This window comes from Acidimicrobiales bacterium (assembly GCA_041394265.1).
Lineage (GTDB): Bacteria > Actinomycetota > Acidimicrobiia > Acidimicrobiales > SZUA-35 > JBBQUN01.
In genome coordinates, this window is record JAWKIO010000005.1 from 4,014,747 (window position 1) to 4,039,367 (window position 24,621).

At 66.6% G+C, this 24,621-nt stretch carries 23 protein-coding genes; 13 read left to right on the forward strand and 10 right to left on the reverse strand.

Annotated elements, in window-relative coordinates:
• Window positions 1–80 precede the first annotated feature (80 nt).
• On the forward strand, window positions 81–278 hold the full coding sequence (locus R2733_19405; protein ID MEZ5378677.1) for a hypothetical protein: 198 nt from the start codon (window positions 81–83) through the stop codon (window positions 276–278).
• A gap of 41 nt (window positions 279–319) precedes the next feature.
• On the opposite strand, the gene R2733_19410 is transcribed toward R2733_19405, so the two are convergent.
• Window positions 320–1,510 carry a CoA transferase gene (locus tag R2733_19410; protein MEZ5378678.1) on the reverse strand — a complete coding sequence of 397 codons (1,191 nt, stop codon included), beginning with the start codon at window positions 1,508–1,510 and terminating at the stop codon, window positions 320–322.
• Window positions 1,511–1,562: 52 nt separating this feature from the next.
• Here R2733_19410 and R2733_19415 point away from each other — a divergent pair, with 52 nt between their 5' ends.
• A complete protein-coding gene (locus R2733_19415; protein MEZ5378679.1) occupies window positions 1,563–3,134 on the forward strand; it encodes a sulfatase-like hydrolase/transferase in 1,572 nt (523 codons plus the stop codon).
• Window positions 3,115–3,951 (forward strand): hypothetical protein, encoded by an 837-nt coding sequence (locus R2733_19420; protein ID MEZ5378680.1) that lies wholly within the window; start codon window positions 3,115–3,117, stop codon window positions 3,949–3,951. Before R2733_19415 ends, R2733_19420 begins: the two co-directional genes overlap by 20 nt.
• Before the next feature lie 195 nt (window positions 3,952–4,146).
• On the opposite strand, the gene R2733_19425 is transcribed toward R2733_19420, so the two are convergent.
• Both R2733_19425 and R2733_19430 read right to left on the reverse strand, forming a co-directional pair.
• Window positions 4,147–5,094, reverse strand: coding sequence for a DMT family transporter (locus R2733_19425; protein ID MEZ5378681.1), 948 nt, complete (start codon window positions 5,092–5,094; stop codon window positions 4,147–4,149).
• An 87-nt stretch (window positions 5,095–5,181) separates the two neighbouring features.
• Complete coding sequence (locus tag R2733_19430) at window positions 5,182–7,755, reverse strand: CHAT domain-containing protein (protein ID MEZ5378682.1); 2,574 nt, start codon at window positions 7,753–7,755, stop codon at window positions 5,182–5,184.
• Between the two features lie 240 nt (window positions 7,756–7,995).
• On the opposite strand from R2733_19430, the gene R2733_19435 reads away from it, so the two are divergent.
• Window positions 7,996–8,697 carry an SDR family oxidoreductase gene (locus R2733_19435; protein ID MEZ5378683.1) on the forward strand — a complete coding sequence of 234 codons (702 nt, stop codon included), beginning with the start codon at window positions 7,996–7,998 and terminating at the stop codon, window positions 8,695–8,697.
• A gap of 144 nt (window positions 8,698–8,841) precedes the next feature.
• Here R2733_19435 and R2733_19440 read toward each other — a convergent pair whose 3' ends face one another.
• Complete coding sequence (locus tag R2733_19440; protein ID MEZ5378684.1) at window positions 8,842–9,699, reverse strand: sulfite exporter TauE/SafE family protein; 858 nt, start codon at window positions 9,697–9,699, stop codon at window positions 8,842–8,844.
• Window positions 9,700–9,880: 181 nt separating this feature from the next.
• On the opposite strand from R2733_19440, the gene R2733_19445 reads away from it, so the two are divergent.
• Window positions 9,881–11,083 carry an FAD/NAD(P)-binding oxidoreductase gene (locus tag R2733_19445; GenBank protein ID MEZ5378685.1) on the forward strand — a complete coding sequence of 401 codons (1,203 nt, stop codon included), beginning with the start codon at window positions 9,881–9,883 and terminating at the stop codon, window positions 11,081–11,083.
• A gap of 44 nt (window positions 11,084–11,127) precedes the next feature.
• Here the strand turns inward: R2733_19445 and R2733_19450 are convergent, their stop codons facing one another.
• Together R2733_19450 and R2733_19455 are read right to left on the reverse strand one after the other, a co-directional pair.
• Entirely contained in the window at window positions 11,128–11,643 is a 516-nt protein-coding gene (locus R2733_19450) for an isoprenylcysteine carboxylmethyltransferase family protein (GenBank protein MEZ5378686.1), read from the reverse strand.
• Window positions 11,636–12,958, reverse strand: a complete 1,323-nt coding sequence (locus R2733_19455; GenBank protein MEZ5378687.1) for an MFS transporter — start codon at window positions 12,956–12,958, stop codon at window positions 11,636–11,638. The genes R2733_19450 and R2733_19455 overlap by 8 nt, the downstream gene beginning before the upstream one ends.
• Before the next feature lie 59 nt (window positions 12,959–13,017).
• Here R2733_19455 and R2733_19460 point away from each other — a divergent pair, with 59 nt between their 5' ends.
• The 3 genes from R2733_19460 (at window position 13,018) to R2733_19470 (ending at window position 16,169) form a co-directional block, all read left to right on the forward strand.
• On the forward strand, window positions 13,018–14,187 hold the full coding sequence (locus R2733_19460; protein MEZ5378688.1) for a D-arabinono-1,4-lactone oxidase: 1,170 nt from the start codon (window positions 13,018–13,020) through the stop codon (window positions 14,185–14,187).
• A 134-nt stretch (window positions 14,188–14,321) separates the two neighbouring features.
• Window positions 14,322–15,539 carry a cytochrome P450 gene (locus R2733_19465; protein MEZ5378689.1) on the forward strand — a complete coding sequence of 406 codons (1,218 nt, stop codon included), beginning with the start codon at window positions 14,322–14,324 and terminating at the stop codon, window positions 15,537–15,539.
• A gap of 3 nt (window positions 15,540–15,542) precedes the next feature.
• Window positions 15,543–16,169, forward strand: a complete 627-nt coding sequence (locus R2733_19470; GenBank protein ID MEZ5378690.1) for a TetR family transcriptional regulator — start codon at window positions 15,543–15,545, stop codon at window positions 16,167–16,169.
• 44 nt (window positions 16,170–16,213) lie between these two features.
• Here the strand turns inward: R2733_19470 and R2733_19475 are convergent, their stop codons facing one another.
• Entirely contained in the window at window positions 16,214–16,570 is a 357-nt protein-coding gene (locus R2733_19475; GenBank protein ID MEZ5378691.1) for a hypothetical protein, read from the reverse strand.
• A 99-nt stretch (window positions 16,571–16,669) separates the two neighbouring features.
• Here R2733_19475 and R2733_19480 point away from each other — a divergent pair, with 99 nt between their 5' ends.
• The 4 genes from R2733_19480 (at window position 16,670) to R2733_19495 (ending at window position 20,945) form a co-directional block, all read left to right on the forward strand.
• Window positions 16,670–16,999 (forward strand): metalloregulator ArsR/SmtB family transcription factor, encoded by a 330-nt coding sequence (locus R2733_19480; GenBank protein MEZ5378692.1) that lies wholly within the window; start codon window positions 16,670–16,672, stop codon window positions 16,997–16,999.
• A gap of 114 nt (window positions 17,000–17,113) precedes the next feature.
• Entirely contained in the window at window positions 17,114–19,216 is a 2,103-nt protein-coding gene (locus R2733_19485) for an MMPL family transporter (GenBank protein MEZ5378693.1), read from the forward strand.
• Window positions 19,217–19,315: 99 nt separating this feature from the next.
• On the forward strand, window positions 19,316–20,782 hold the full coding sequence (locus R2733_19490) for an FAD-dependent oxidoreductase (GenBank protein ID MEZ5378694.1): 1,467 nt from the start codon (window positions 19,316–19,318) through the stop codon (window positions 20,780–20,782).
• A gap of 7 nt (window positions 20,783–20,789) precedes the next feature.
• Window positions 20,790–20,945: a hypothetical protein gene (locus tag R2733_19495; protein MEZ5378695.1), complete on the forward strand. Its 156-nt coding sequence runs from the start codon at window positions 20,790–20,792 to the stop codon at window positions 20,943–20,945.
• A 96-nt stretch (window positions 20,946–21,041) separates the two neighbouring features.
• On the opposite strand, the gene R2733_19500 is transcribed toward R2733_19495, so the two are convergent.
• The 3 genes from R2733_19500 to R2733_19510 form a co-directional block, all read right to left on the reverse strand.
• A complete protein-coding gene (locus R2733_19500; GenBank protein ID MEZ5378696.1) occupies window positions 21,042–21,356 on the reverse strand; it encodes a hypothetical protein in 315 nt (104 codons plus the stop codon).
• Between the two features lie 55 nt (window positions 21,357–21,411).
• Entirely contained in the window at window positions 21,412–21,888 is a 477-nt protein-coding gene (locus tag R2733_19505) for a pyridoxamine 5'-phosphate oxidase family protein (GenBank protein MEZ5378697.1), read from the reverse strand.
• 71 nt (window positions 21,889–21,959) lie between these two features.
• Window positions 21,960–23,669, reverse strand: coding sequence for a wax ester/triacylglycerol synthase family O-acyltransferase (locus R2733_19510; GenBank protein MEZ5378698.1), 1,710 nt, complete (start codon window positions 23,667–23,669; stop codon window positions 21,960–21,962).
• A gap of 139 nt (window positions 23,670–23,808) precedes the next feature.
• Between R2733_19510 and R2733_19515 the strand changes: the two genes are divergently transcribed.
• Window positions 23,809–24,609 (forward strand): SDR family oxidoreductase, encoded by an 801-nt coding sequence (locus R2733_19515; protein MEZ5378699.1) that lies wholly within the window; start codon window positions 23,809–23,811, stop codon window positions 24,607–24,609.
• The last annotated feature ends 12 nt before the right edge of the window (window positions 24,610–24,621 follow it).

Here is a 24,621-nt window from a genome sequence, read left to right on the forward strand (position 1 = left end):
GCAACTACCCGTCGGAAACTTTCCGGAACGAGTTTCTTTCTCGACGTTCGTAACCCAAGATGGTGCCCTGGGAGGAAGACATGATGACGACCGAAGGCAAGCTGCTGCTGGCGGAACTGGAGGATGACACCGCTCGAGCGTGGGAGGCGTATGCCAACGCCAACGGCGTGACGGTCGAAGCGCTCCTCGATGCGTTGGGGCCGGTCCTGCGACGGGTCGGCAGCGACTCGCTCGACCTCAGACAGGTGCTGCGTCAGGCGGTCGACGCCGCACGCTGATCGGATCGGCCCTTCGCACGTCGGGATGACATTGCCGTCGATCAGGTCGAGGCGACGCCGTCGGCGAGCAAGCGATCGATGGCGTCGTCGTCGAGGCCGGCCAGGCGCAGGATCTCGACGGTGTCCTGGCCGACGAGCGGCGCCGGCGACGGGTCGCCGAGTGCGGACTCGCTGAACCGCAGCGGCGCCCGGATCGATCGGTAAGCACCGGCGACGGGATGCTCGCGATCGACGAGCGCTCCACGGTGGTGCGCCGGATCGTCGACGATGTCGGCGAGCGGCGGGATCGGCGCCACGGGGACGGCATGTTCGGCGCAGAGTTCGAGCCAGTCGGCAGTGGTCCGCTCGGCCGCGATCGCCCCCAGGGTGCCGTAGACCTCGTCGGCGTTGTCGAGCCGAGCCCGATGCGTGGCAAAGCTCGGTTCGAGGAGGATCTCCTCCTTGCCGACCGCAGCGAACAGCGCCTGCCACTGGGCGTCGGTGTAGGGGAGCATGGCGATGTAGCCGTCGAGTGTCTTGTGCGGACCGCGGTGGGGTGTGAGGACCCGGTTGTACCCGGGTGGCCCACCGGCGATGGTCGCTCTCGCCAGGTGTTCGACGAGGTTGAACGCCAGGGCTGTGTCGAACATCGGGACCTCGACCCGCTGCCCACGACCCGTGGTTCCTCGGGCAACCAGCGCGGCGAGCACGCCCTGGGAGATGAACGTCCCGGCGACCTTGTCGGCCACGATGGTCGGGAGGAAGTGGGTGATGTCGAAGGCGATCTGGCCGAGCTGCGGGAAGCCGGTGAGGGCCTGGATGATGTCGTCGTACGCCGGGAGCCCAGCCTCGCTCGAGTCGCTTGCGAACCCCTGCGCCTGACAGACCACGAGCCGAGGGAAGTCGTCCTTCAGCGCCTCGTAGTCGAGGCCGAGGCGTGCCAGCGGCCCGGGCCGCAGGTTCGTGAGGAGCACGTCGGCATCGGCCAGCAGCCGCTTCACGACATCGATCGCCTCCGGTCGTTTCAGGTCGAGCACGATCGAAGACTTGTTGCGATGGAGGTTCAGCGCGATCCCGCTCAACTGGGGATGCGGCCCGCCACCCATGGCCCGGCTGCTGTCACCCCGCCCGGTCTCGATCTTGATCACCTCGGCACCGAGGTCGCCGAGCAGCTGGGCGCCGTACGGACCCATGATCACGGTGGCGATCTCGACGACTCGGATCCCGGCGAGTGGTCCCCTTCGTTCGGTCACAGGTCGGATGCTACGTTCTGGCCCGACGGGGGTCGAGACGAGGAGGAAGTGTGTGAGCGACGAGGCACCGGGACGCCGACCGAACGTGCTGTTCATCATCACCGATCAGCAGCGGGCCGACCATGTCGGGTTTGCAGGCAACGAGATCGTGCAGACACCGAATCTCGATGCCCTCGCGGCTCGAGGCACCGTGTTCGACTCGGCCTGGGTAGCCAATCCGGTCTGCATGCCGAACCGATCGACGATCATGACGGGGCGGATGCCCACGGCGCACGGCGTGATCTTCAATGACCGCTCGCTCGACTGGGGCGCCAATACGTTCGTTCGCCAGTTCCTCGCCGCCGGTTGGCGCACGGCGCTGATCGGCAAGTCACACCTCCAGCACGGCCTCAGCCGCAACGCTGTCGTGCCCATCGGCTCCTCGGGTGCGTTCGACGATCCATGGCCACCGGGCTGGAACACCCTCGAAGATCACGAGAGCTTCGCCGACGGGCCGCCCGACTTCCCGCCCTCGTTCTACGGCTTCGAACACGTCGAGCTGTCGATCGACCACGGCTCACGGATCACCGGCCATCATTTGCAGTGGGCCCTCGATCGAGGCGGGGTGTACGAGCAGCTCGTCGTTCCGATGACCGACGAAGCGCCGGCGAAGCGGCGCTCCGATCGGTGGTGGCAGGTGTACGAACCGCCGTATGGGCCCGAGCTCCATTCGACCACGTTCGTCGCCGAGCAGACCTCGGCGTTCATCGAGGAAGCGGCAGCGGGTGGATCACCGTGGCTGGTGATGGCCTCGTTCCCCGATCCGCACCATCCGATGACCCCACCCGGCGAATGGTTCGACCGCCACGACCCGGCCGACATGCCGCTCTCGCCGTCGATTGCCGACGACCTGGCCACGGCGCCCGACTACCTCCGTCGGTTCCAGCGCACACCGCCGACGAAGCAGCGGGGGTGGGTCGGCATGTGTGGCGCGACCGATCACGAGCTCATGCGAGAGTGCCTCGCCGCCACCTACGGCTCGATCGAGATGATCGACGACGCGGTCGGCCGCATCCTGGCGACCATCGATCGGCTGGGCCAGACCGACGACACGATCGTGGTGTTCACCTCCGACCATGGCGACATGATGGGTGATCACGGTCTGATGCTGAAGGGCTACATGCCCTATCGCGGCACGCTCCAGGTGCCGCTGGTCATCGTCGACCCCGACCGGGCGCCGGCCCGCACCACGTCGCTCGCCGGCAGCATCGACCTGGGCTCGACCCTGCTCGATCTCGCCGGGCTCGAGGGCTACGTCGGGATCCAGGGCTCGAGCCTGGTGCCAATCCTCGATGATCCGGCGGCAACGGTTCGAGATCACATCCTGATCGAGGACGATCTGCCGGCGGGACTCGCCGCCCTGGCGCCGATACCGGCCAAGAGTCGAACCCTCGTCACCGCACAGCACAAGTACACCCGTTTCAGCTCGGGCGAGGATTTGCTGTTCGATCTCGGCAACGACCCGCTCGAACTCGACGATCTCAGCTCGAGGGAGACGAGCATGCGTGGGCACCTGATCGAACATCTGGCCGATGCGTTGATGGCGGTCGACGACGACGCGCGCGGTGCGCCGATCAATCACTGATGCCGGTGTTGCAGAAGATCTGGGCCTGCTCCTGATGGCGGTCTATCCGCCATCGCATCACATCATCACGTCACTCGCGATCGATGTTCGTCGGACCCCGACGAGCCTCGACGGACGGTGCCTCGTCGATCTCCATCCGGTGCGACCCTCGCTCGGTTCGCTGGTGCCGGTCGTCGACATGGTGGGCGGAAGCGTTGCCTCCCGGCACGCCGCCGGGGATTGGATGGCAACCTCCAACCTGTGGATCAGCGAGCGAGCTCCCATTGCCCCGGATGGCGGGCCGATCGAGATCAGCAATCGGCTGCTGCGGGCGGGCAAGCGGCTGATCGTCGTTGCCTGTGAGGTGTCGCAGGGCGACCGGCCGGTGGCGACGTCGACGGTGGAGTTCGCTCGAATTCGTCGAGAGGCGTCGCGTCATGACATTCCGGCGGCCAACGATGACGGGGCATGGCGGCGTTTCGGCAATGGACCGGTCCTCGACCGACCGCTCGAGGAGGCTTGCGGCATCGAGGTGGTCGACGCCGGTCGAGGCATCGCTCGACTGCCGCACGGCCCGTTCGTGTCGAACAGCATCGGCACGATCCAAGGCGGCGCAGCAGCGCTGCTCGCCGATGTCGGTGCGTGTGCGATGGTGGGGTCGAACGCGCGGGTGGTCGACCTCGCCTTCCGCTTCCTCGCCCAGACGGGAGAGGGGCCGGCCGAGACCCGAGGCGAGATCGTGCGCCGGTATGGCGGCGGGGCCGTGGTTCGTGTCGAGGTGGTCGACGCCGCTGATGGCGCACTTGTCGGGTGGGCCATGGTCGCCGTCGAAGCGTGACGGCCGACCGCCCGTCGACATGCCGCCAGCCGCCCGGCGAACGAAAGGTTTGACGATCGAATCAGCGGGTAGCGTGGTAGGTGCCAGCCGCGGTACGGCGTTGCGGACCGGTTCTTCGGGGCCGGTGAATGGGTTCGACTCCCTCCGATGGCACCACGCACCGACGCCTCGAAGTCCTGGCTCCGAGGCGCCGACTCAACGTGACGACGTCGCCGTCCCCTGCGTGGCAGGAGTGCTGATGCGGGTGGGCAGTCGGATCACGGCGGTCACCGATCCGAGCAGCACGATGCCGCCGACGACTTGCATCAGCGTCACCGGTTCGTCGTGGATCGGCCAGGCGAGGCCGACGGCCACCAGGTGCATGGCGAGCAGATAGAGCGACGAGCGAGCCGCCTCGAGGTAGGCATGGAGCCAACTCATCGCCACGTGGCCCGTGACGCCGGTGAGATACGCAATGATCACGATCCACAGCCAGTCCATTCCGCCGAACTGACGGAGCTCGTCCCCTCGGACGAGGAACAGCGACGGCGGGATGGCGGCGACGAATGCCCACAGGTTGATGCCCGCCATCCATTGGATCGGATCGACATCGGACCCGGACCGGGCAACGCGAGTGAGCACGAAGTACACCGAGAAGGTGAGGAGAGCGGTGACAGCGAGCAGGATGCCGAGCGGTGATGCTCGCACACCTGCACCGGCCCCGAGGATGACGATGGCCGCACCGAGGATCCCGACGGCGCTCCAGGCCACGTGGCGAGCCGACGGCCACTCGCCGAACAGCGGCCCGGCAATGATCAGGAGGAGTGCCGGCTGGATGGCGACGGTGGTGGACAACACGGCCACCGACGCCTCTTGGAGTGTGGCGAAGACGAAGACCAGATTGGTGCCGAAGGCGAGCCCCGGCAGCATCGTCGAGCGCAGGAGCGACCACGAGATGCGCTGTCCGCGCAGCAGCACGATGGCGAAGAGCAGCGGGAACGAGATGCCGAAGCGCACCATGGTGCCGACGAGCGGTGGCGCCGTGACGAGCTTCGTGATGGGCGGGCCGATACCCCACAGCACCACCACGAAGGCCATGGCGATCAAGGGATCGACGAACGGTGCCGGTGCGACGGCCGACTGACGGGTGCTGGTGGTGGCCACCGGGGCATCCTCTCACCCTGTGGCGCTTCGTTCGAACCGGCGGCGGATTGCCCGGTGGGCCTGCCGGCCGAGGATGGTCGACGACCGCTACGGCCTGCGGGCAACGAGCGGTCCGGATTGCATCGACATCACGGACTGCGCGGTCAGGTCACGCTTGTGGTCCCCATTCGGCACGAGCGCGAGTGCTTCGGCGGGCGGCATGCCGTCGGCCAACGACCGGTGAAGATCCGGCATGATCAGCGACGTCAGCGTGTTGTCGATCCACAGCGGGGACCCGATGACAGCAAGAGAGCCAAGGCGCAGCAGCACTCCGGGGAGGCCATAGGCCGAGCCATTTCCGGTGGCACACGACGCGCCGAGGCCACAGGCGGCCAGCACGACGACGGCCGGCGCCTGGTCGATCGTCTCGAGGTCGTAGGCGGTGAGCGGTCCATCCTGGAGCTGGACACTCGTGAGGAGTGGGTCATTGGGGTGCGGAAGCCCGTGTCCCACCAGATGGACGAGGTCGGAGTGCTCGAACGCCTCGAGCGCTTGTTGCACGGTGGCGTCGCGAAGCACTCGTGCGTTGGGGTGGATGGCGGCGATCGCCTCGGCCTCCTCGGTCGCCGGATGGCCGAGGTCGGGTCCGATGATGATCGAGACCCGGTCGAGCGGCGGCATCGAAACCGGCTCGTTGCGGTAGGGAACACCGGGATTGACCCAGCTACGTGCAAAGCGTTCGGGATCGAGCAGTCGCCACGGCACGTCGGTGAGGAACCGCTGGAGTCGCATGTTCAGATCGTTGTGCTCGTTGTGCTCGTTGGGAAGGCCAGTGAGCAGGAGATCGTGGAGGGCAGAACCGGCAACACGCACCGCATCGACCTCGACCCGAGGTCGGAGGCCGTTCACTGCAAGGTCGAATGTGAAACGGAATCGGCGAATGGCCTGGTCGATCTGGGCGAGGGGCCCGACGAGTTCGAGCTGATCGAGCTCACCGTCGCTGTAGCACCGCCACACCTGCTCGGACGCAACGAGGAAGCAGACGGAGGGGGAGTTCGGTGACGCGGTCGTCAGCCAATCATCGTGTGGCGTTGGTGGCGACGGTGACGCTTCGGCGCGGCGCGAGAGGAACCGAATTCGCTGTTCGAGCGCAGCGAACTCGTTGGCCTCCACCTCGCCAGGCGAGCCCGCTGCTGCGACCTCGCCGGGCGCTGTTCGTAGGTCGATCGTGGGGCGATGCGCCTCACGGAGCGCCTCGAGTTGGTGAAGGAACTCCGAGTCACGCGCGGTCGCAACACTGTCGTGATGGACGCGGGCGGCGACGGCGTCGAACAGTCGGAACGCCGCTCTCGGGTGGTCGTGGCGCCCCAGCGCAAGCGCGATGTGCTCGATGCCGCCGAGATCGAGGAAGATCTTCGAACGCATCTCGATGGATCCGATGCCGTGGCACATGGCCTCGCCGGCGTCGAGGAGGTCGGCGATGAGTCGATGCGCCCGCTCGACCTTGCCGGAGATGAGATGGAGCTGCACGGCAGCGGACAGGCCGAGTACTCGCTGTCGGAGGCTGTCGGCATGGATCGCCGGTGCAATCGCTCGGAAGTATGGGACGGTGTCACGAGAATCCTCGCAACGATTGATCGTGAGGTAGAGCGCCTCGACCAACGAGGTGTCGACGAGGATCGCGTCGATTGGGAACACCGGCGGTTGGGTCGGATCCAGCGCCTGCAGGAGTCGTTCGGTTCGCTCGGCGCTGCGGGTGCGTCCTTCCTCCTCGAAGAGTTCCAGGGCAGCGGTGATGTCGCGCAGCGCCGGAACGAGCTGGCGGGCTGCGATGGCCACCCGCGCCCGGAGTACGAGCGCCTCGCCGCGGGCGTGGATTCCGTGGGTCGCCTCGGTCAGCTCGATGGCCTCGGCTGCCGAATGTTCCGCCTCGTCGATGAGGCGGCAGCTGAGCAACGCTTCAGTCCGGGCGACGGCGATTCGTGCCGCTTCCCACGGCTGGTCGTCACCGAGATCGGCGGTGTGTTCGATGCGCTGGAGCGCTTCGGCGATCTCGCCCTTGGCGGCGAGCACGCGTGCGAGGAGCCGACTCGCCTCGAGTCGAATCCGCCGGCTCGTCGGCTGGGCAAGCAGAACGAGGCGGCACTGGATCTCGGCATCGTTCATGCAGTTGGTGTCGAGGAGGTCGGCGGCGTAGCCACACCGAGCCTCGAGCTCGCCGCGTTCGTCGCCCAGCGCCGATGCTCGGTCGATGGCTCGGCGCCATCGGGTGATGGCGAGCACATGGCGTTCACGCTTGCTGGCGAGATTCGCCTGCTCGATGAGGACCTCGACCGTGGTGGTGTCGGCGTCGGGCTGTTCGATGGTGGTCAACAGCCGCTCGGCGTCGTCGAGTCGGCCGGTCGAGGCGAGGAGGTTCACCAATCGCAAGCGGGCGAAGGTGGCGATCGCAGGATCAGCGTTGCGCTGCTCGATGCTCGACTCCAGGAGGAGCTCGGCCTCGGCGAGGTTGCCGGCCTCGCGCTGCTCGAGGGCGATCACGACCTGCGCTGCCGCGAGCTCGCTGGGGTCGTCGGTGGTGGCGAGCGTGTATTCGGCGAGGTCGGTGGTGCCCGAGCGATCCACGGCGCGCCGACGTTCGGCGAGGTCGAACAGCGCCTCATAGGTTGATCGTTCGCTCACCGGCGAAGCCGGTTGCGGCTCGTCTGCCACTGATTGTCCTTGCTGACCGGAGTTGATCCGGATCGTCGCTCGCCCTGCGTGCGACGTGATGCCGCGGCCGCTGCGGTCCGCAGCACTGCCAGATGCGAGCATGCCACAGCCGAGCGGCCGAACCTCGCATCGGGCGCTGGTCGTTCGCCACCTCGTCGAGGCGCTGCTAGGAACTGCTCCAGGCACTCGGCACGAAGAGGGGACGAAGCGATGCAACTGGCAGGAACCAAGGCAGTGGTGTTCGGAGGCACGTCGGGCATCGGGCTCGCGACGGTCGAGCAGTTGGCTGCGCGTGGTGCACAGGTGGTTGCGATCAGCCGCCATCCGGAGCGGGCAACGCTCCCCGACGGTGTCGAGACTCGATCATGTGACGTGCTCGACGAAGCGGCTGTCGCCGCCGTTCTCGAGGAGTGTGGGCCCTACGACTCGCTCGTCAGCGCTGCCACGGGAGGGGAGCGAGCGATGGGCCCGTTCCTCGAGATGGACCCTGCGGGCTTTCGTAAGTCCTTCGACAAGGTGTGGGGCTACGCAAATGTGGTGCGGTTCGGAGCGAAGCATCTCCGCGAGAGCGGCTCGATCGTCCTGGTCAGCGGGACACCGGCCCGGCGCATCAAGCCGGGTCTGGTCGCGCTGGGTGCTGCGGGTGCCGCCGTCGAATCGCTCGCTCGGTCGGTGGCGCCAGAGCTCGTCCCCCGTCGCATCAACGTGGTGGCACCGGGCACGATCGACACGCCCATCAACCCGCTCGAGGGCGACGCTCGAGCGGAAGCGTTCCGTCGGGCCACCGCCTCGCACCTGATTCCCCGGGCGGGGACGGCCGACGAGGTCGCCGCCGCCATTCTGTTCTGCCTCGAGAACGATTTCGTGACCGGTACCACGGTCGACGTCGACGGAGGTTGGCTGCTGGCGTGACCGTTCTGTGCGTCAAACCCACCGCCAGACCCCGTTCTGTGCGTCAAACTTCCCGCCAGCGAGAACTCTGACGCACAGAACGGGAGGGGTGGACTGGAGGGCCGACGGTTGGTGGGCCTCGGCCTGGACTCGGTCAGGAACGGGTCACGAGAGGACGGCGCCGCCGGCGGTGTAGACCGCCACCAGGGCGAGCATGATGGCAAAGCTCTTGGTGAGGCGGGCTGCGTCGATCTTGTTGGCGAGGCGAGAACCGACGAGCACGCCGAAGGTGACGGTGGCCAGGAACGGCAGCACGAGTCCCCAGTCGAAGTCGAGATGCCCCGACCGGAGCGCCAGGGCGATGGCCGTGTTGATCGAGATCACCACCAACGACGTGCCGATGGCGTCCTTGGTGGAGAAGCCGAGGAGGAGGGTCAGCGCCGGGACCACGGCGAAGCCGCCGCCCACGCCGAACAGGCCGGTGAGGAGACCGACACCGCTGGCGGCCGCCACGAGCTTTGCCACCGAACGGGGTGACAGGTCGAGCGCGGGGGTCGAGGTTGGCAGCACCTTGGTCTGTGTGGCGACCCCTCCGGACGTGCTCGATGACGGTGTCGGGCTGGAGGGAGGTGTCGTCCCCGCTGCGTGGGCGGCCTCGGCCCGTTTGGCGCTGCGGAGCATGCGGACGGCGACAAAGAGGATGAGCCCCGAGAACGCCAGCAGGAGCGCCTTCTCGGGGAGTGATCGGTTGATGGTGGTGCCGATGCGGGAACCCACGATGCCGGCGGCGCCGAATGCCAGGCCGGCTTGGAGCTTGACGTAGCCGTTGCGGTAGTGGCCCCAGGCGCCGATGGCCGAGGCGACGCCGACGACCAGAAGGGATGCCGAGGTGGCGTCCTTGGTGGCCATGCCGGCGATGAAGACCAGGATCGGTACCGCCAGGGTGGAGCCACCGCCGCCGAGTGCGCCGAGTGACAGGCCGACGCCGAGGCCGAGGACGATGGCGATGATCTCGCCGATCATGAGGCGCTGCCGAGAGTGGCGATCGAGCTGTGGTGGCGCATGGCCCCTCCTTTGTACGGACTTTTGAGAGAATAGCAGACAATTGCTTGACTGGCAGTCCGAATGACCGTACTTTTCCTGAGCCCGCACGTTTGTGCCTCCGGTCACATATCGGGCGACAACGAACGAGGAGACAATTTTCATGGCCACGACAGCACACCACCGAGTCGTCATCATCGGCGGCGGCGCCGCCGGCATCTCGGTCGCCGCCCGACTCAAGCGTGAGATCGACGACATCGCCATCATCGAACCGTCCGACAAACACCACTACCAGCCCATGTGGACCTTGGTCGGCGGAGGCGTCGCCAAGCGAGAGGACACAGAGCGCGACGAGGCCTCGGTCATCCCGAAGGGGGTGAAGTGGATCAAGGACGCCGCTAGTGCCTTCGATCCCGACAACAACACCGTCGAGACGGCGAGCGGCAAGACGTACAGCTACGACGCGCTGGTGGTCTGTCCCGGGATCCAGCTCGACTGGGACAAGATTCCTGGTGTGACCGACACGATCGGCCGCAACGGTGTGTCATCGAACTACACGTTCGATCTCGCCCCGAAGACGTGGGAGTTCATTCGCAACACCACCTCGGGAACGGCGGTGTTCACCATGCCGAGCGGGCCGATCAAGTGCGCTGGTGCGCCACAGAAGATCGCCTACCTCGCCTGTGACTACTGGCGGCAACAGGGAGTGCTCGACAACATCGACGTGCACCTGATCCTTCCGACGCCACGCACCTTCGGCGTTCCCCAGTTCGCCGACGCACTCGACAAGGTGGTCGAGGACTACGGCATCAACCTTCACCTGCTCGCCGAACTCGAGTCGGTCGAGGTCGACGCACGCAAGGCCGTGTTCAAGTCGATGGAGCCCGACGGCCCCGGCTTCACCCTTCCGTACGACATGATGCACGTCGTGCCGCATCAGTCGGCACCGGACTGGGTCAAGCACAGCCCGCTCGCAAACGACACTCCTGCGGGCTACGTCGATGTCGACAAGCACACGCTGCAGCACGTTCGCTACCCGAACATCTTCGCTCTCGGCGACGCCGGCTCGACGCCCAACTCCAAGACGGGGGCCGCTGTTCGCAAGCAGGCGCCGGTGGTGGCGGCGAACGTCGTGAAGCAGCTGGCCGGTCAGGCGCTCGACGGCAAGAAGTACGACGGCTACGCCTCGTGTCCGCTCACCACGTCGCGATCGCGCATGCTCCTCGCCGAGTTCGACTACGACCTCCAGCCGGCGCCGTCGTTCCCGATCATCGATCTGCAGAAGCCTCGTCGCGACATGTGGCTCGTCAAGAAGCACGGCCTCCCCATGCTCTACTGGAACGCGATGCTCAAGGGTCGGGCCTGACGCCGATGCTCGAGGGCGGGGCCAGACGGCCCGGTGCTCGATGCTCAGTGGCGCCGCGGTCTCGGAATGAACCGCGGTGTCACTGCGGCGTACGCCTCGTAGTCGGGATAGTGCTCGGCGAGGCGGTGTTCCTCCCATCGAGCCTTCAGGTGGAAGAACCCCACGGTCACCGCACCGACCGCCAGGGTGGACACGTTGCCTGATGCAGCGACCAGCCCGGCGACGATGCACAGCACACCGGTGTAGATCGGGTGGCGAACGTATCGATAGAGGCCGTCGGTGGCGAGCGACCCCCTTTCCCTGGGCACCGGCGTCGGTGTGAGCGACCGGCCGAGGCGGAGCGAGGCCACGACGGTCTCGAGAAGGCCGACGCCGACCAACACGGTCCCCGCCGTCCGGAGCCACGACGGCGTCGGCCAGTGATCCGACGAAGGCAAGACGACCAACGCCACCAGGAGGATGGCCTGGATTGCAACGAAGGCCCAGCCGAGGATCGTGGCTCCCGTGGGGCCGCCCGATTGCGGTGTCGAGCGGTTGCTCGCTTGGTTCATCTCAGTCATCCGAATTCGCGTTCAGCGTCTCGAGCAGTCGAGGTCGGCTGGCCAAGAACAGGGCGAAGATCAGCAGCACGCCTCCCGACATGACGACGGTTGCCTGCGGGCCGATGGTGTCGGCGAGGATGCCCTGTACCAGCGAACCCAGCGGGAACGACAGGGTGAACCCCATGACCCTCGCCGACATGACCCGCCCTCGCATCGAGTCGGTCACGATCATCTGCACGGCGGTGTTGGTGGTGGCAATCACGGCGAGGAACCCGGCGCCGACGAAGAGCAACGAGATGAGTCCGAGGGGCCAGTTCGGGGCCAGGCCGAAGGAGATCACGGCGATGCCGTAGAGCGGGAGCCCGTAGCGAACGACGTCGGATCTCGACACGCGGGTGTCCCAGGTCGACAGTGCCGGGGCGGCCATGACGGCGCCGATGCCCACGGCGGCGGCCAACACGCCGAGCACGTTCGGTCCGGCGCCGTACACCTGCTTCGCGAAGACGACCGTGAACTGGGTGACCGGGTTGCCGAAGAAGGCGACCAGCATGGCGCACACGATGCTGACGAGGATGCCGGTGCGCTGACGGATGTAGGACAGCGCCGATCGGAACTCCGCGACCACGCTGGCCTTGGCGCCCGAGGCGAAGTTGGTCTGCGACGGGTGCACCATCAGCAGGGCGCCGATCACCGCCAGGAACGACACGCCGTTCAGGAAGAAGGCCCATGCCGGCCCAACCGTGGCGAGGAGTAGGCCGGCCAGCGCCGGGCCGATCGCACGTGAAGCGTTGAACTGGGTCGAGTTCAGCGTGATGGCCGACGAGAGGTCGGACTTGGGGACGAGCGAGGGCACGAAGGCCTGCCAGCTCGGGATCATGATCCCGTTGAACACGCCGGTGAGTGCCGTGATGGCGAGGATCACCCACGGATCGCGGACGTCGAGTGCCCACGCCGCCCACAGGAGGAAGGCAGCGACCGCCATCAGGATCTGGGCGGCGATGAGGACCTTCTTCCGATCGAGGCGATCAGCGAGCGATCCACCGAGCGGCCCGAGCGCGAAGGACGGGATGAACTGGGCGAACCCGGCGAGTCCGACGTAGATCGACTTGTTGGTGATCTCGAACAGGACAAACGGCACGGCAAGGTTCTGGAGCCAGCTGCCGGTGTTGGAGGCGACGGCGCCGATGAGGAAGACGCGGAAGTCGCGGTGTCGCAGCGCTCGCATGCCGTGTTTGAAGCCGCCGGGGTGTGCAGTCGAGGGCCCGGTTCCCTCGGGGCCGCCGGTGTTGCGTATCGGCAGTGGGTCGTCGCTCTCGGTGTGCTGATTGCTCACGGGCGGATCACGAGGGTGACACTAACGTGGTGAACGAGTCATGGGGGAGCTGAGGAATGGTGTCATGGTCCAACTGGTCACAGAGCGAGACGTGCTCGCCGGCGCAACTGCACTTCGCCCGTAGCGTCGATGACATCTCGGCCGTGGTTGCCGAGGCCGCCGATGCTGCGATGCCGGTCCGCGTCGCCGGTTCTGGGCACAGTCACTACCGCCTCGTGCCGACCGATGGCGTGGTCCTCGATCTGTCCGGACTCACGGGCGTCATCTCGGCGGATCGCGAGCAGGGGCGGGCCCGGGTGTGGGCCGGCACGACCATCTACGCCCTCGGTCGGCCGTTGCACGACGCCGGGCTGGCGTTGCGCAATCAGGGCGACATCGACCGCCAGGCCATCGCCGGTGCGATCGGCACCGGCACGCACGGCACCGGCCTCCGGCTGTCGAACCTGACCTCGGCCGTCGTGGGGATGACCTTGGTGACAGCCGGTGGTGGGGTCGTTCGCTGCAGCTCGACCGAACACGCCGAACTCTTCCACGCTGCCCGACTGGGACTCGGCGCGTTCGGCGTCGTGACCGAGCTTGAACTCGACCTCGAACCGGCCTACCGGTTGGCCGAGACCAGTTGGCGCGCGAGCTACGACGACCTACGACCGCAGATCGACGACCTGAGCGAGGCGCATCGGCACTTCGAGTTCTTCTGGTACGCCGACACCGACCTTGCGCACGCCAAGTCAATGGACATCACCGAACGGCGGGCGGTGTATCCGGTGGCGGGTGAAGGCGAGCGATGCAATTGGAGCTACGAAGTGTTGCCCAATCACCGGCCACATCTCCACACCGAGATGGAGTACGCCGTGCCGGTCGAGACCTCGCTCGAGTGCCTCGACGAGATCCGTTCGCTGATGCGCGGCGAGTTCAGCGAGGTGCGGTGGCCCGTCGAGTACCGACGGGTCGCAGCCGACGACGTGTGGTTGTCGCAGGCCTACGGCCGCACGGTGGCCACGATCTCGGTGCACCAGGGCATCGGCCTGCCGGCAGAACCGTTCTTCCGAGCCTGCGAACAGATCTTCCTTCGCTACGACGGCCGCCCCCACTGGGGCAAGGTTCATTACCTCGATGGCGCTCGCCTCGCCGAGCGGCATCCGCGGTGGGACGACTGGTGGCGAGCCCGCGACGCAGTCGACCCCGACGGGGTCTTCCTCAACGATCGTCTGCGGAGCTGGCGCAGCTGATCGTGGTGGCTCTCGAGACACCCCTTCCCACGGGTTAGTCGCGTGACTAGGATGTGTCTCGCGTCACGTCGACGGTCTGCAATCGTCACGGTCGCTGTCCGTTCGCATCCTCCGTCCACCTCTCAGGAGACCCGATGTCCATCTACGAAACCGGCAGCCAAGAACTCTCCCCGGTCACCGACTGGGTGCACGACTGGGACTGGCTCGATGACCAGTGGGGCCCCAATGCCATCGACATCTGGAATCAGGTGCGCGAGCAGGGGCCGATGGCGACCACCGAGCGCTACGGGCGGGCCCACATGCCGGTCACGATGGACGCCGTTGCTGCCATCGCTCACGACACCGAACACTTCTCGTCGGTGTGGGTGAGCGTCGCCCGCCCCGACGCTCCTCGCACCCCGGCCCCGCCCATCACCTCCGATCCGCCCGATCACCACGACCATCGCCGGCTCCTGCTTCCCTCGTTCAGCCCCAAGGTGATCGAGCCCATGGAAAAGGACATGCGCGACTTCTGTCGCAAGCTGATCAGCGACATCGGCGACGCCGAGTCCGCCGATGCTGCGGTGCAATACGCGCAACACATCCCGGTACACGGCATCTGCGCCCTGCTCGGCGTGCCCGAGTCCGACGCCGACATGTTCCGTGACTGGATCTTCCGCAACTTCCAGCTCGCACCCCGCGACAACGCCGTTCGTGAGCAGTTGCGGATCGAGATGGACGACTACATGGGCAAGATGCTCGAGCTGCGGGCGGCCGAACCCAAGGACGACCTCCTCACGCTCATCACCAACGCCGAGTTCGACGGGGTGCCCGCAGCGCTCGAGCTCAAGCTGGGCTACGTCAAGCTCATGATCATCGCCGGCATCGACACCACGTGGAGTGCGTTGGCGTCGGGCCTGTGGCACTTCGCCCAGCACCCCGAAGAGGTCGAAGCGCTCGTGGCGGTCGACAACGACGATCCGCTGTGGATGACCGCCAGCGAGGAAGTGCTGCGGTACTACGCACCCGTCACCATGGGTCGCAAGGTCATCGCCGACACCGAGGTCGCCGGTTGCCCGATCCATGCCGGCGACCAGACCCTGCTGACCTTCCCGGCGGCCAACCACGACCCGGCGGCGTTCGAGAACCCCGAGCAGTTCCAGATCGACCGGGCCAAGAACCGGCACGTCGCCTTCGGGCTCGGAATCCACCGCTGCCTCGGCTCGAACCTTGCTCGGCTCGAGCTGCTGGTCGGTCTCCAGGAATGGCTGCGGGCGTTCCCCGGCTACTCGCTCGACTCGTCGAAGGAAACCACCTGGGCCAACGGGCAGGTGCGGGGGCCGCGGAGCATCCCGGTGCTGCTCGGTCGCTGATTCGTGGCCGAGGCCGACGACGCCGATGCCGGCGGACTGATCGAACCACGGGCGGGCGAGCACATCGATGCTCGTCCGTTCGGTCGTGATGCGGTGTGCGATGCGCTGATCGACGCCACGATCGCGTTCATCATGGAGGAGGGTCTCGACGTCTCGATCCGCCGAATCGCCGCCCGTGCCGGCGTCAACCACGGTCTGGTCCATGCGTACTTCGAGAACAAGCAGGGCCTGTTGTCGGCGGCCGTCGACGCCATCAATCAGCGGGCCAGTCTCGAGGTCGACGACGACGGGTTCCCTCCGCCGGATCTTGCCTCGCGTCGTGGTGGTGAGCTGGCGCGGGCCGTCGCCCGGATCCAGCTCGATCAGGGCAAGGACCTCGGCTCGTCCAACCCGATCTCATCGGCCTGGCGGGCGGCGCTCGCCTCGTCTCGACCCGATCTGACCAGCACCGAGATCGACACCATGGTCGCGACCGCATCGGCGCTCGGCCTGGGGTGGGCGCTCTTCGCCGATCACCTGTCGGATCTCCTGGGTGTCGACACCGAGCAGCGGCTCGCGCTCGACACACACGTGTCGTCGGTCATCGCACAGCTCGGCGGGTTGCCCTGGCCAAGCCCCGAGGTGCGCTGATCGTCGAGCTGCTCGGTGGTTCTGTCGCCCCGACGGGGGGCGACTCAGCTCGGGATCGTCTCGCGTGGGGTGCCGAACCGGAACTCCTTCGAGCCCCGCGAGCGGGCGATCGAGAACGCGCCGGCGATCACCCAGAAGCTGAACAGGCCGAAGCCGGCCAGCACCTGCTTGGTGGCCGTGCTGTTGGAGTACTTCTCGCCGAGTTCGTGCGCAGAGGTGGTGTCGCCGGGAGCGGAACCGAGCGGGGCGGCGGTCTGCGCCGGCCCGGCCATGAGCGCAGCAACGAGGAGCAGGATCGCCACGACCACGACCACCGCAGCCACCGTCAACTGGTTGAGGGTGAGCACCCACTGTCCGTTCTGGCGGATGCCGTGGCTGCGTTGCTCGGTCGTCGTCATCACCAGATCAGTCTGGCACCGACGACGGTCGATCGTGTGGCGATCGCTCGCACCCGTCGGCACGTGGTGCAAATATTGCTGAACAGTCATAGAGTGATGGACATGCCCGAGGCCCTTCCCGCCGAACTCCTCGAACACGTGGCTGAGCGCTTCAAGGTGCTCGGCGACGTCACCCGGTTGTCGATCGTGAGTGCCCTGGTCGATCACGGCGAGTCGAGTGTCGGCGAGTTGGTCGACCTGCTCGGTGCAGGGCAGGCCAACGTGTCGAAGCATCTGCGGGTCCTGCATGACGCCGGCATCGTGAGTCGTCGACCCGAAGGAACATCGGTCTACTACTCGGCGACCGATCCGAGCCTGATGTCGCTGTGTTCGATCGTGTGTCAACGCCTTCGGGAGCAAGTCGAGCAGGAAGCCCGCACGTTCTCGCTCTGAACCCGCCAACCATCGTCGGGTCGGTCGCCGTCGGGCGTTCCGCACTCGATCCCCTTCGGTCCTCGTTGGCCTTCTCACCTCGCATCTATCACTGATTAGTCAAGGAGTTATCGAATGACCATCGACGAAACACCGTTGGCCCGCTTGGGCCGATGGTCGCACCGTTCTCGCAAGGCGGTGATGATCACCTGGCTCGTGCTGGCACTGGGCCTCGGTGTGTTCGCCCCGAGTCTCGAGCACGCACTCTCCGGCGCCATGTGGGAGGTCAAGGGCAGCGACTCGCTTGCTGCTCGCAACATCATCGACGAGCAATTTGGTGGGTTGTCGTCGCAGTCTGCGGTCATCGTGATCCACAGCGACACGCTTGCGGTCGAGGCCCCGGCGTTCCAAGAGGCGATCGCGGATGCCAACGCCGTGCTCGAGACCGAGGAGGCCTTCGGTCCGGCGATGCCCGCGATGCCGGGGATGGACGGCCACACGGTCATGATCCAGGCCGGCGCCGTGGTCGATCCGACAGAGGCGGTGAAGGCGGCAGAACGAATCCATGACGCCGTCGGTGAATTGTCGACCGTCGACGACGGAGGCGACCTCACCGTGGCGCTCACCGGATCGCCGGCGTTCTGGGGCGACTTCAACGCCGTGAACCGAGAGGGCATGATGAAGGCCGAGATCCTGACCTGGCCGGTCACGGCCGTGATTCTCGTCCTTGCCTTCGGGACGCTCGCTGCCGCTGGACTCCCGCTGCTGCTGACGGCCGCAGGTCTCGCCGCGTCGATGGGCGTGCTGTTCGGGATCACCCAGTTCACCGACCTGTCGATCTGGACCCTCAACTTCGCCATGATGTTCGCCCTCGCGCTGGGGATCGACTACGCGCTGTTCATCGTCACCCGGTTCCGCGCGGCCCTGCATGCACAGCCCGACCAGGTCGAGCACGCTGTCGGGATCACCATGGACACCGCAGGCAAGGCGGTGCTCTTCTCCGGCCTGACGGTCATGATCAGCCTGTCGGCCGTCCTGCTCGTGCCGATCCCCGCCTTCCAGTCGATGGCGGCCGGGATGATGTTGTCAGTCGGGTTCGTCATGTTGGCGGCGCTCACCCTGCTGCCTGCGTTGCTCGGCCCGGGCATCGACCGATTCGCCTTGCCGTGGCACGCCGTCAGCGATCACCGCAGTCCATGGTTCGAGAACATGGCCCGAAAGATCGAAGGCAAGCGGGTGTTGGCGGCAGGTACCGCCGTCGTCATGCTCCTGGGCCTCGCCGGCCCGCTGCTCGGGCTGAAGACCGGCATGCCGAGCGTGACCGTGCTCCCCAAGGACGAACAAGCCCGCCAGGGCTACGACCTCCTCGCCCAGGCGTTCGGCCCCGGCGGGCCCGGTCCGCTGCAGATCATCGTCCCCGCTGGCACCGATGCTGCGGCCGTTGCCGAGCAGGTGGGCGCAACACCCGGGATCGCCATGGCGTTCCCGCCGGCCCCTGGCGCCGCTGGTGCCTCGATGATCAACGCGGTGTCCGCCTATGACCCGTCGTCGCCCGAGGCACTCGATGTCGTGGCCGCACTGCGAGACGAGCTGCCCGCCGGCGTGCTGGTCGGAGGGCCGGTGGCCGAGAACGTCGACCTCGACGCCACGTTGAGCGCGAAAGCGCCGCTCGTCATCGGCGTCGTGCTGGTGCTCGGCTTCCTGCTGCTGGTCATCGCCCTCCAGGCGTTGCTGGTCGCCGTGGTCGGCGTGATCTTCAACCTGCTGTCGGTCGGCGCCGCCTTCGGCGTGGGGGCGCTCGCCTTCCAGCACGGCTGGGCGGCCGGGCCGATGGGGTTCGAGAGCCAGGGCTACCTGACCTCGTGGGCGCCACTGTTCTTCTTCACGCTCGTGTTCGCCATCTCGATGGACTACACGGTCTTCCTGCTCGCCTCGACCCGGGAGCACTTCGAGCGCTCGGGCGACGCAGCTGAAGCGGTACGAGGATCCATCGCTCACACCGGGCGACCGATCGTCGCCGCTGCCGGTGTGATGATCGGCGTCTTCTACACCTTCGCCATCGCCGGCACCCTGCCGATGAAGGAGATGGGCCTCATCCTCGGTACCGCGGTGCTGCTGGACGCCTTCCTCATCCGGCTGATCCTCGTACCGGCGGTGCTCTACATGATCGGCAATTCGGCGTGGTGGCTCCCGAAGTCGCTCGGACGGGTGCTCCCCGACGTGAAGTTCGCCCACTGATCGAGGGCCGCTCGTTCCGGTGGCAACGGAGGCCAAGGGACCAAGGTCCCTTGGCCTCCGCTCGTTTTGTACGGACAATTTCGGTTGACGCTTCGACCATTGGGAGGCCAGATCGTGGCGAACATCGTGATCCTCGGTGCCGGTGTTTCCGGGCACACCGCTGCGCTCCACCTTCGGCGACGAGTCGGGAAGAAGCATCACATCACCGTGGTGTCGCCCAACTCGAAGTGGAACTGGATCCCATCGAACATCTGGGTCGGGGTCGACAAGATGTCGAAGGACGAGGTCGTCTTCCCGCTGGCGCCCATCTACGCCAAGCAGGGCATCGACTTCGTCCAGGGCAAGGCCACCGAGATCTGGCCCCGAGGTCGCGGCGACGACACCACGCCGTCGGTCACGATCGAGCTGACTGCCGGTGAGGTTGGCCGCACCCTGTCGCAGCACTACGACTACCTCGTCAATGCCACCGGTCCGAAGCTCAAGTTCGAGATGACACCGGGTCTCGGCCCGAGCGGACACTCGCTGTCGGTCTGCACGGCCGACCACGCGGCCCAGGCCGCCGCTGCACTCGACGGTGTGATCGACCGGCTCCGAGCTGGTGACGCACAGACGCTCGTCGTCGGGATGGGTCATGGCAGTTGCACATGTGAAGGGGCCGCATTCGAGTACGTGTTCAACGTCGACCACGTACTTCGTGAGGCCGGGGTACGCGAGCTCGCTCGTGTGGTCTATCTGACCAACGAGCACGAGCTCGGCGATTTCGGGGTCGGAGGCATGACCTTCGAACACTCAGGTCATGAGATGACCAGCGAAGCCTGGATGATGGGCCTGTTCCACGAGCGTGGCATCGAAGTGATTCTCGCCGCCCACGTGACGGAGGTGAAGGAACGCGAGGTCACCTACGACACCGTGTTCGGCGAGTCGGGCTCGTTGGCATTCGACTTCGCCATGCTCCTCCCGCCCTTTGGCGGCGCCGGACTCTCCGCGTTCGATCGCGACACGAGCGACATCACCAGCGAGATGTTCGCGCCGAGCGGGTTCATGAAGGTCGACGCGAAGTACGACGCCGGTGCCTACGAGAACTGGTCGGCGGCCGATTGGCCCTCGACCTACGAGGCGCCGGGTTTCCCCAATCACTTCGCCGTCGGGATCGCCTTCGCCCCGCCCCACGCCATTTCGAAGCCGTATGCCACACCGGCGGGTGCGCCGGTGGCGCCGGCCCCGCCGAGGACCGGCATGCCCTCGGGGATCCAGGGCAAGACCGTGGCAGAGACCATCGCCGACCGGCTGGATCATCCGGCAGCACCGGCCCGAACCGCCTCGATGGCGAACATGGGCGCAGCCTGTATCGCCTCGGTCGGCGCCGGTCTTCGCAACGGTGCGGCGGCCGCGATCACGATGTCACCGATCGTCCCCGACCGGACGAGATTTCCCGGCACGGGTCGCAATCCCGCCGAGACCTTCGGCGAGATCGGGTTGGCCGGTCACTGGATGAAGCGACTGCTCCACACCCTGTTCATCTACAAGGCCAAGGCCCGTCCGGGCTGGTGGCTCATCCCCGAGTGAGGACGCCATGACCGAGTCACGACCCGACGTCAACACTGCGATCCGCAACACCCCACTGCCCGGCAGGGCCCAGCTGGCCAAGCGGTCGAACCTGGCCTTTCAGGCGGTTCGCTTCGTCGTGCTGAACCTGAAGATCCTCAAGCTCAGCCGCCAGCACCACTGATCCTCGACGCCACGGTTCGCATCAGCGGCGACCGCGCAGCAACTGCGATGGGAAAGTGCCGTGTTCGGCACCGTGGTACCGGAGTTGTGATCGGGGTCAGATGCGGCGTTGTTGGGCGAGGAGGCGGACGGTGTCGGCGGCGGGACCGGCGAGGTCGGGGCCGTAGGGCAAGGTCAGCACGCCCTTGCGGTCGCCGGGTCCGGAGACGGCGAGCACGATCGACTCGTCGTCGGGATTGCTCATGCCCTCGAACCGCAAACTCTGATCGACCGAGATCGACTCTGCCGGCCATCGCTCGTTGCCGGCTTCGATCATGCCGTCATCATCCAACCGGAACTGCTCGACGTAGCCGAGTGTCTCCAGCCGAGCAATCGCCTCTGACGAGGTGTCCATGTAGGTGTCGTCGGCCATGTGATGCTCCTAGCTTCGATGTACGTGTGGATCCGTTCAGTGGCGGGCGTCTCGATCAACGGGCGTCGATCGTGCCACTCGCACCGAGATCGGGGGAGCCGCCGGTCACGGCAGCTTTGGCCACCTGGAGCGCCGTTCGTAGTGCACCGTCCGACGCCCACCACTCGATCTGCTCGGTCGCCACCCGCAACGCCACAGGCTCGGCGTCCTCGGCGAAGAACGCGTCGGTGACGGCGTTGCGCAGGTCGGCGATGCGGGCCGGGTCACGTTCGATCGAGGCGCGACCCGCAAATGACACCCAGAAGTCTTCGGTCGCAACGGCGATGTTCACCGGTGCGACGTCGATCGGACCGACCCAGGTGGCCTGGGCGTCGACCAGGAACCACGGGTCGCCGTTGATGTCGAGATCGAGGAGCGTGAGCGGACGGGACGACAGGGTGCCCGCCTCATCGATGCTCGTGAGCATGACGGTCCGAACCTTCTCCAGCTCGGTGCGGACATCGTGGATGGTGAGGTCGTCGTGCGAAGTCATGGCCGGAGGAGTACCCCGCTCATCTCATGCCAAACGACGACCTCTCGCTTCGGGCGGTGCTTCGGGGCCGGTCAGGTGTCGGTCGACTCGCCGCTGTCGGTATCGGTGTCGTCGTCGGCCTTGGCAGCCGCCTTTGCGTCCTTCTTGGATTTGGCTGGGCGCTTCTTGGCCGACGTCTTGGACTTCGATGAACGAGCCGATGGGCGAGTGGCTGCCGGCGACTCGGACGTAGGCGGCGTCGCCTCAGTGGCGGCGGGCACCGGATCGACGCCGTCGCCTCCCTTGCGCATGGCTGGAGGCGGTTGGGGGACGGCCCATTCCGCCCCGGTGGCCTCGAAGAGCCGCTCGAGTTCGGCGATGTGGAGGTCGACGAGATGCCACAAGTCGGGCACGAGGTCACGGTCGGCGATCAGACCGAAGTCCATCCGGTCGGCGTAGCTGTGCACGGTGATGTTCAAGCCGACCCCATCGCTGATGGTGGAGACCGGGATGTAGGCATCGAGCTTGGCGCCGGAGAAGTACAGCGGGGAGCGCGGTCCGGGAACGTTCGAGATGACGACGTTGATCGGTGAATTGACCCGGTCGGCCAGCTTGAGCCGCGAGACCAGGCGGAGTGCCGACGTGGCAACCAGGGGAGAGGCGTAGTCGGCGGATTGCCCGAGGGCCTCGGCCGGCATCATGTCGAACTGGTGCTTGCCGGTGTTCATCGCCTCGCGGCACAGCGCCACCCGCTCGATCGGGTCGGCGCAGTTGGTCGGCAGATCGGCGACGAGGGCCGAGACCCGATTGGTCCAGGGGTCGGCTTCGTTGCCGGTCCGGATCGACACCGGCACCATGGCCCGCAACGGCTCGTCGGGGAGTGCGTCTTTCTCGATCAGATAGGCGCGCAGGGCGCCGGTGCAGATCGCCATGACGACGTCGTTGAGCGTGCCGCCGGTGGCGTCCTTGAGCCGCTTGAGGTTCTCCAGCGAGGTGGAGCGCATGGCGAACCGGCGATGGGGTGTGACGGTCTTGTTCCACGGTGTCGCCGGTGCCGGCGTGATCGGCAAGCTGACCCGAGGGCTGGCGTCGGTCGACGAGGTCATCCGCTTGGCGATGGCACCAATCGAGTCGCGGGTCTGGTTGGCGAGACCGCTCACGGTGGTGAGGCCGGCCGCATCGGCGAGATCGCGCATGATGCCGAGTGACAGTCGAGCGCCTCGCACCGGATTGGCGGCAAGATTGAGCGCCGCGGTCTGCAGCATCGCCAGGTTCGACGGGGGCTGCTCGCCGGACCAGTCGATGGCCTCGAGCGGGAACTCGGCGTCGGGCGATTCCTCGGTGAACATCTTGAGCATGATCACGCCCGAAGCGCCGTCGATCGTGGCGTGATGCGTCTTCTGCAGCAAGGCCCAGCGCCCGTCGGCAAGACCCTCGATGACGTAGGCCTCCCAGAGTGGGCGGGAACGGTCCATGCGGCGCCCGACGATCCGGGCGACCTGCTCGGCCAGCTGGTCGGCGGCACCGGGAGGCGCCAGGCCGATGTGGCGCACGTGGTAGTCGAGGTCGAAGTCGGGATCCTCGACCCAGTAGGGCCGATCGAGATCGAGAGGCACGTTCACGACCTTGCGTCGCAACGGCTCGAGATGGCTCACCATGATCCGCATCCGCTCACGCACCGCGGTGAACGGGTCGAAGTCATCGGATGGTCGCTCGTAGATGCTGAGACCGTTGACGTGTCCGTAGATGCTGTCGGTTTCCATCAACAAGAAGCTGAGGTCGACACCGGTGAGCTGTTTCATCTGCGTTCCCTTCGACTGCCTCTGATCATGGCGCAAAATCACGCTCCGTGTTCGACCGATGACAGGTTTGTTGCAGCGCTCCCATCGGCGGGTCCCCCGCCAACTCAACGATTCGGCGCTCGCCCGCTACGTTTGTCCGATGCAACTCAACGAACTGTTCTCGGTCGAAGGCAAGATCGTCGTGGTGACGGGTGGGTCACGAGGCATCGGCGAGATGATCGCCGCCGGCTTCTTGGCCAATGGGGCCAAGGTCTACATCAGCTCCCGCAAGGCGGATGCCTGTGAGGCCACCGCCACCCGGCTGATGGCCGAATACGGCGGGGAGTGCGTCGCCGTTCCTGCCGACCTGTCGGGACTCCCCGGCGTCGAGGCCCTCGCTGCCGCCATCGGGGAGCGAGAGGACCACGTCGACATCCTCGTCAACAACGCCGGGGTGTCGTGGGGCGCGCCGCTCGACGAGTTCCCCGAGATCGGATGGGACAAGGTCATGGACACCAACGTGAAGGGTGTCTTCTTCCTCACCCAGAAGTTGCTGCCGCTCCTCGAAGCCGGCGCAACGGCCGACGATCCGTCGCGAGTGATCAACATCGGCTCGATCGACGGCTTGCAGACCGCAGCGTTCTCGACCTTCTCGTACGGTCCCTCGAAGGCGGCCGTGCATGCGCTCACCAAGTTGCTGGCCTCGCACCTGGCACGGCGCCACATCATCGTCAACGCCATTGCCCCCGGCCCGTTCCCCACGTGGATGCTGAGCACCGGCGTCGGTGGCGGTGGCGATGTCGACAACACCGACTGGGATGCCATTGCCCGAGGCAACCCTCGTGGCCGAGTCGGCACACCGCAGGACATCGCCGGCATTGCCATCTTCCTCGCGTCTCGCGCCGGTGCCTACACCGTCGGCGAGGTCATCAGCTGCGACGGTGGCATTCTCGTCGACTGACCGGCCTGGTGA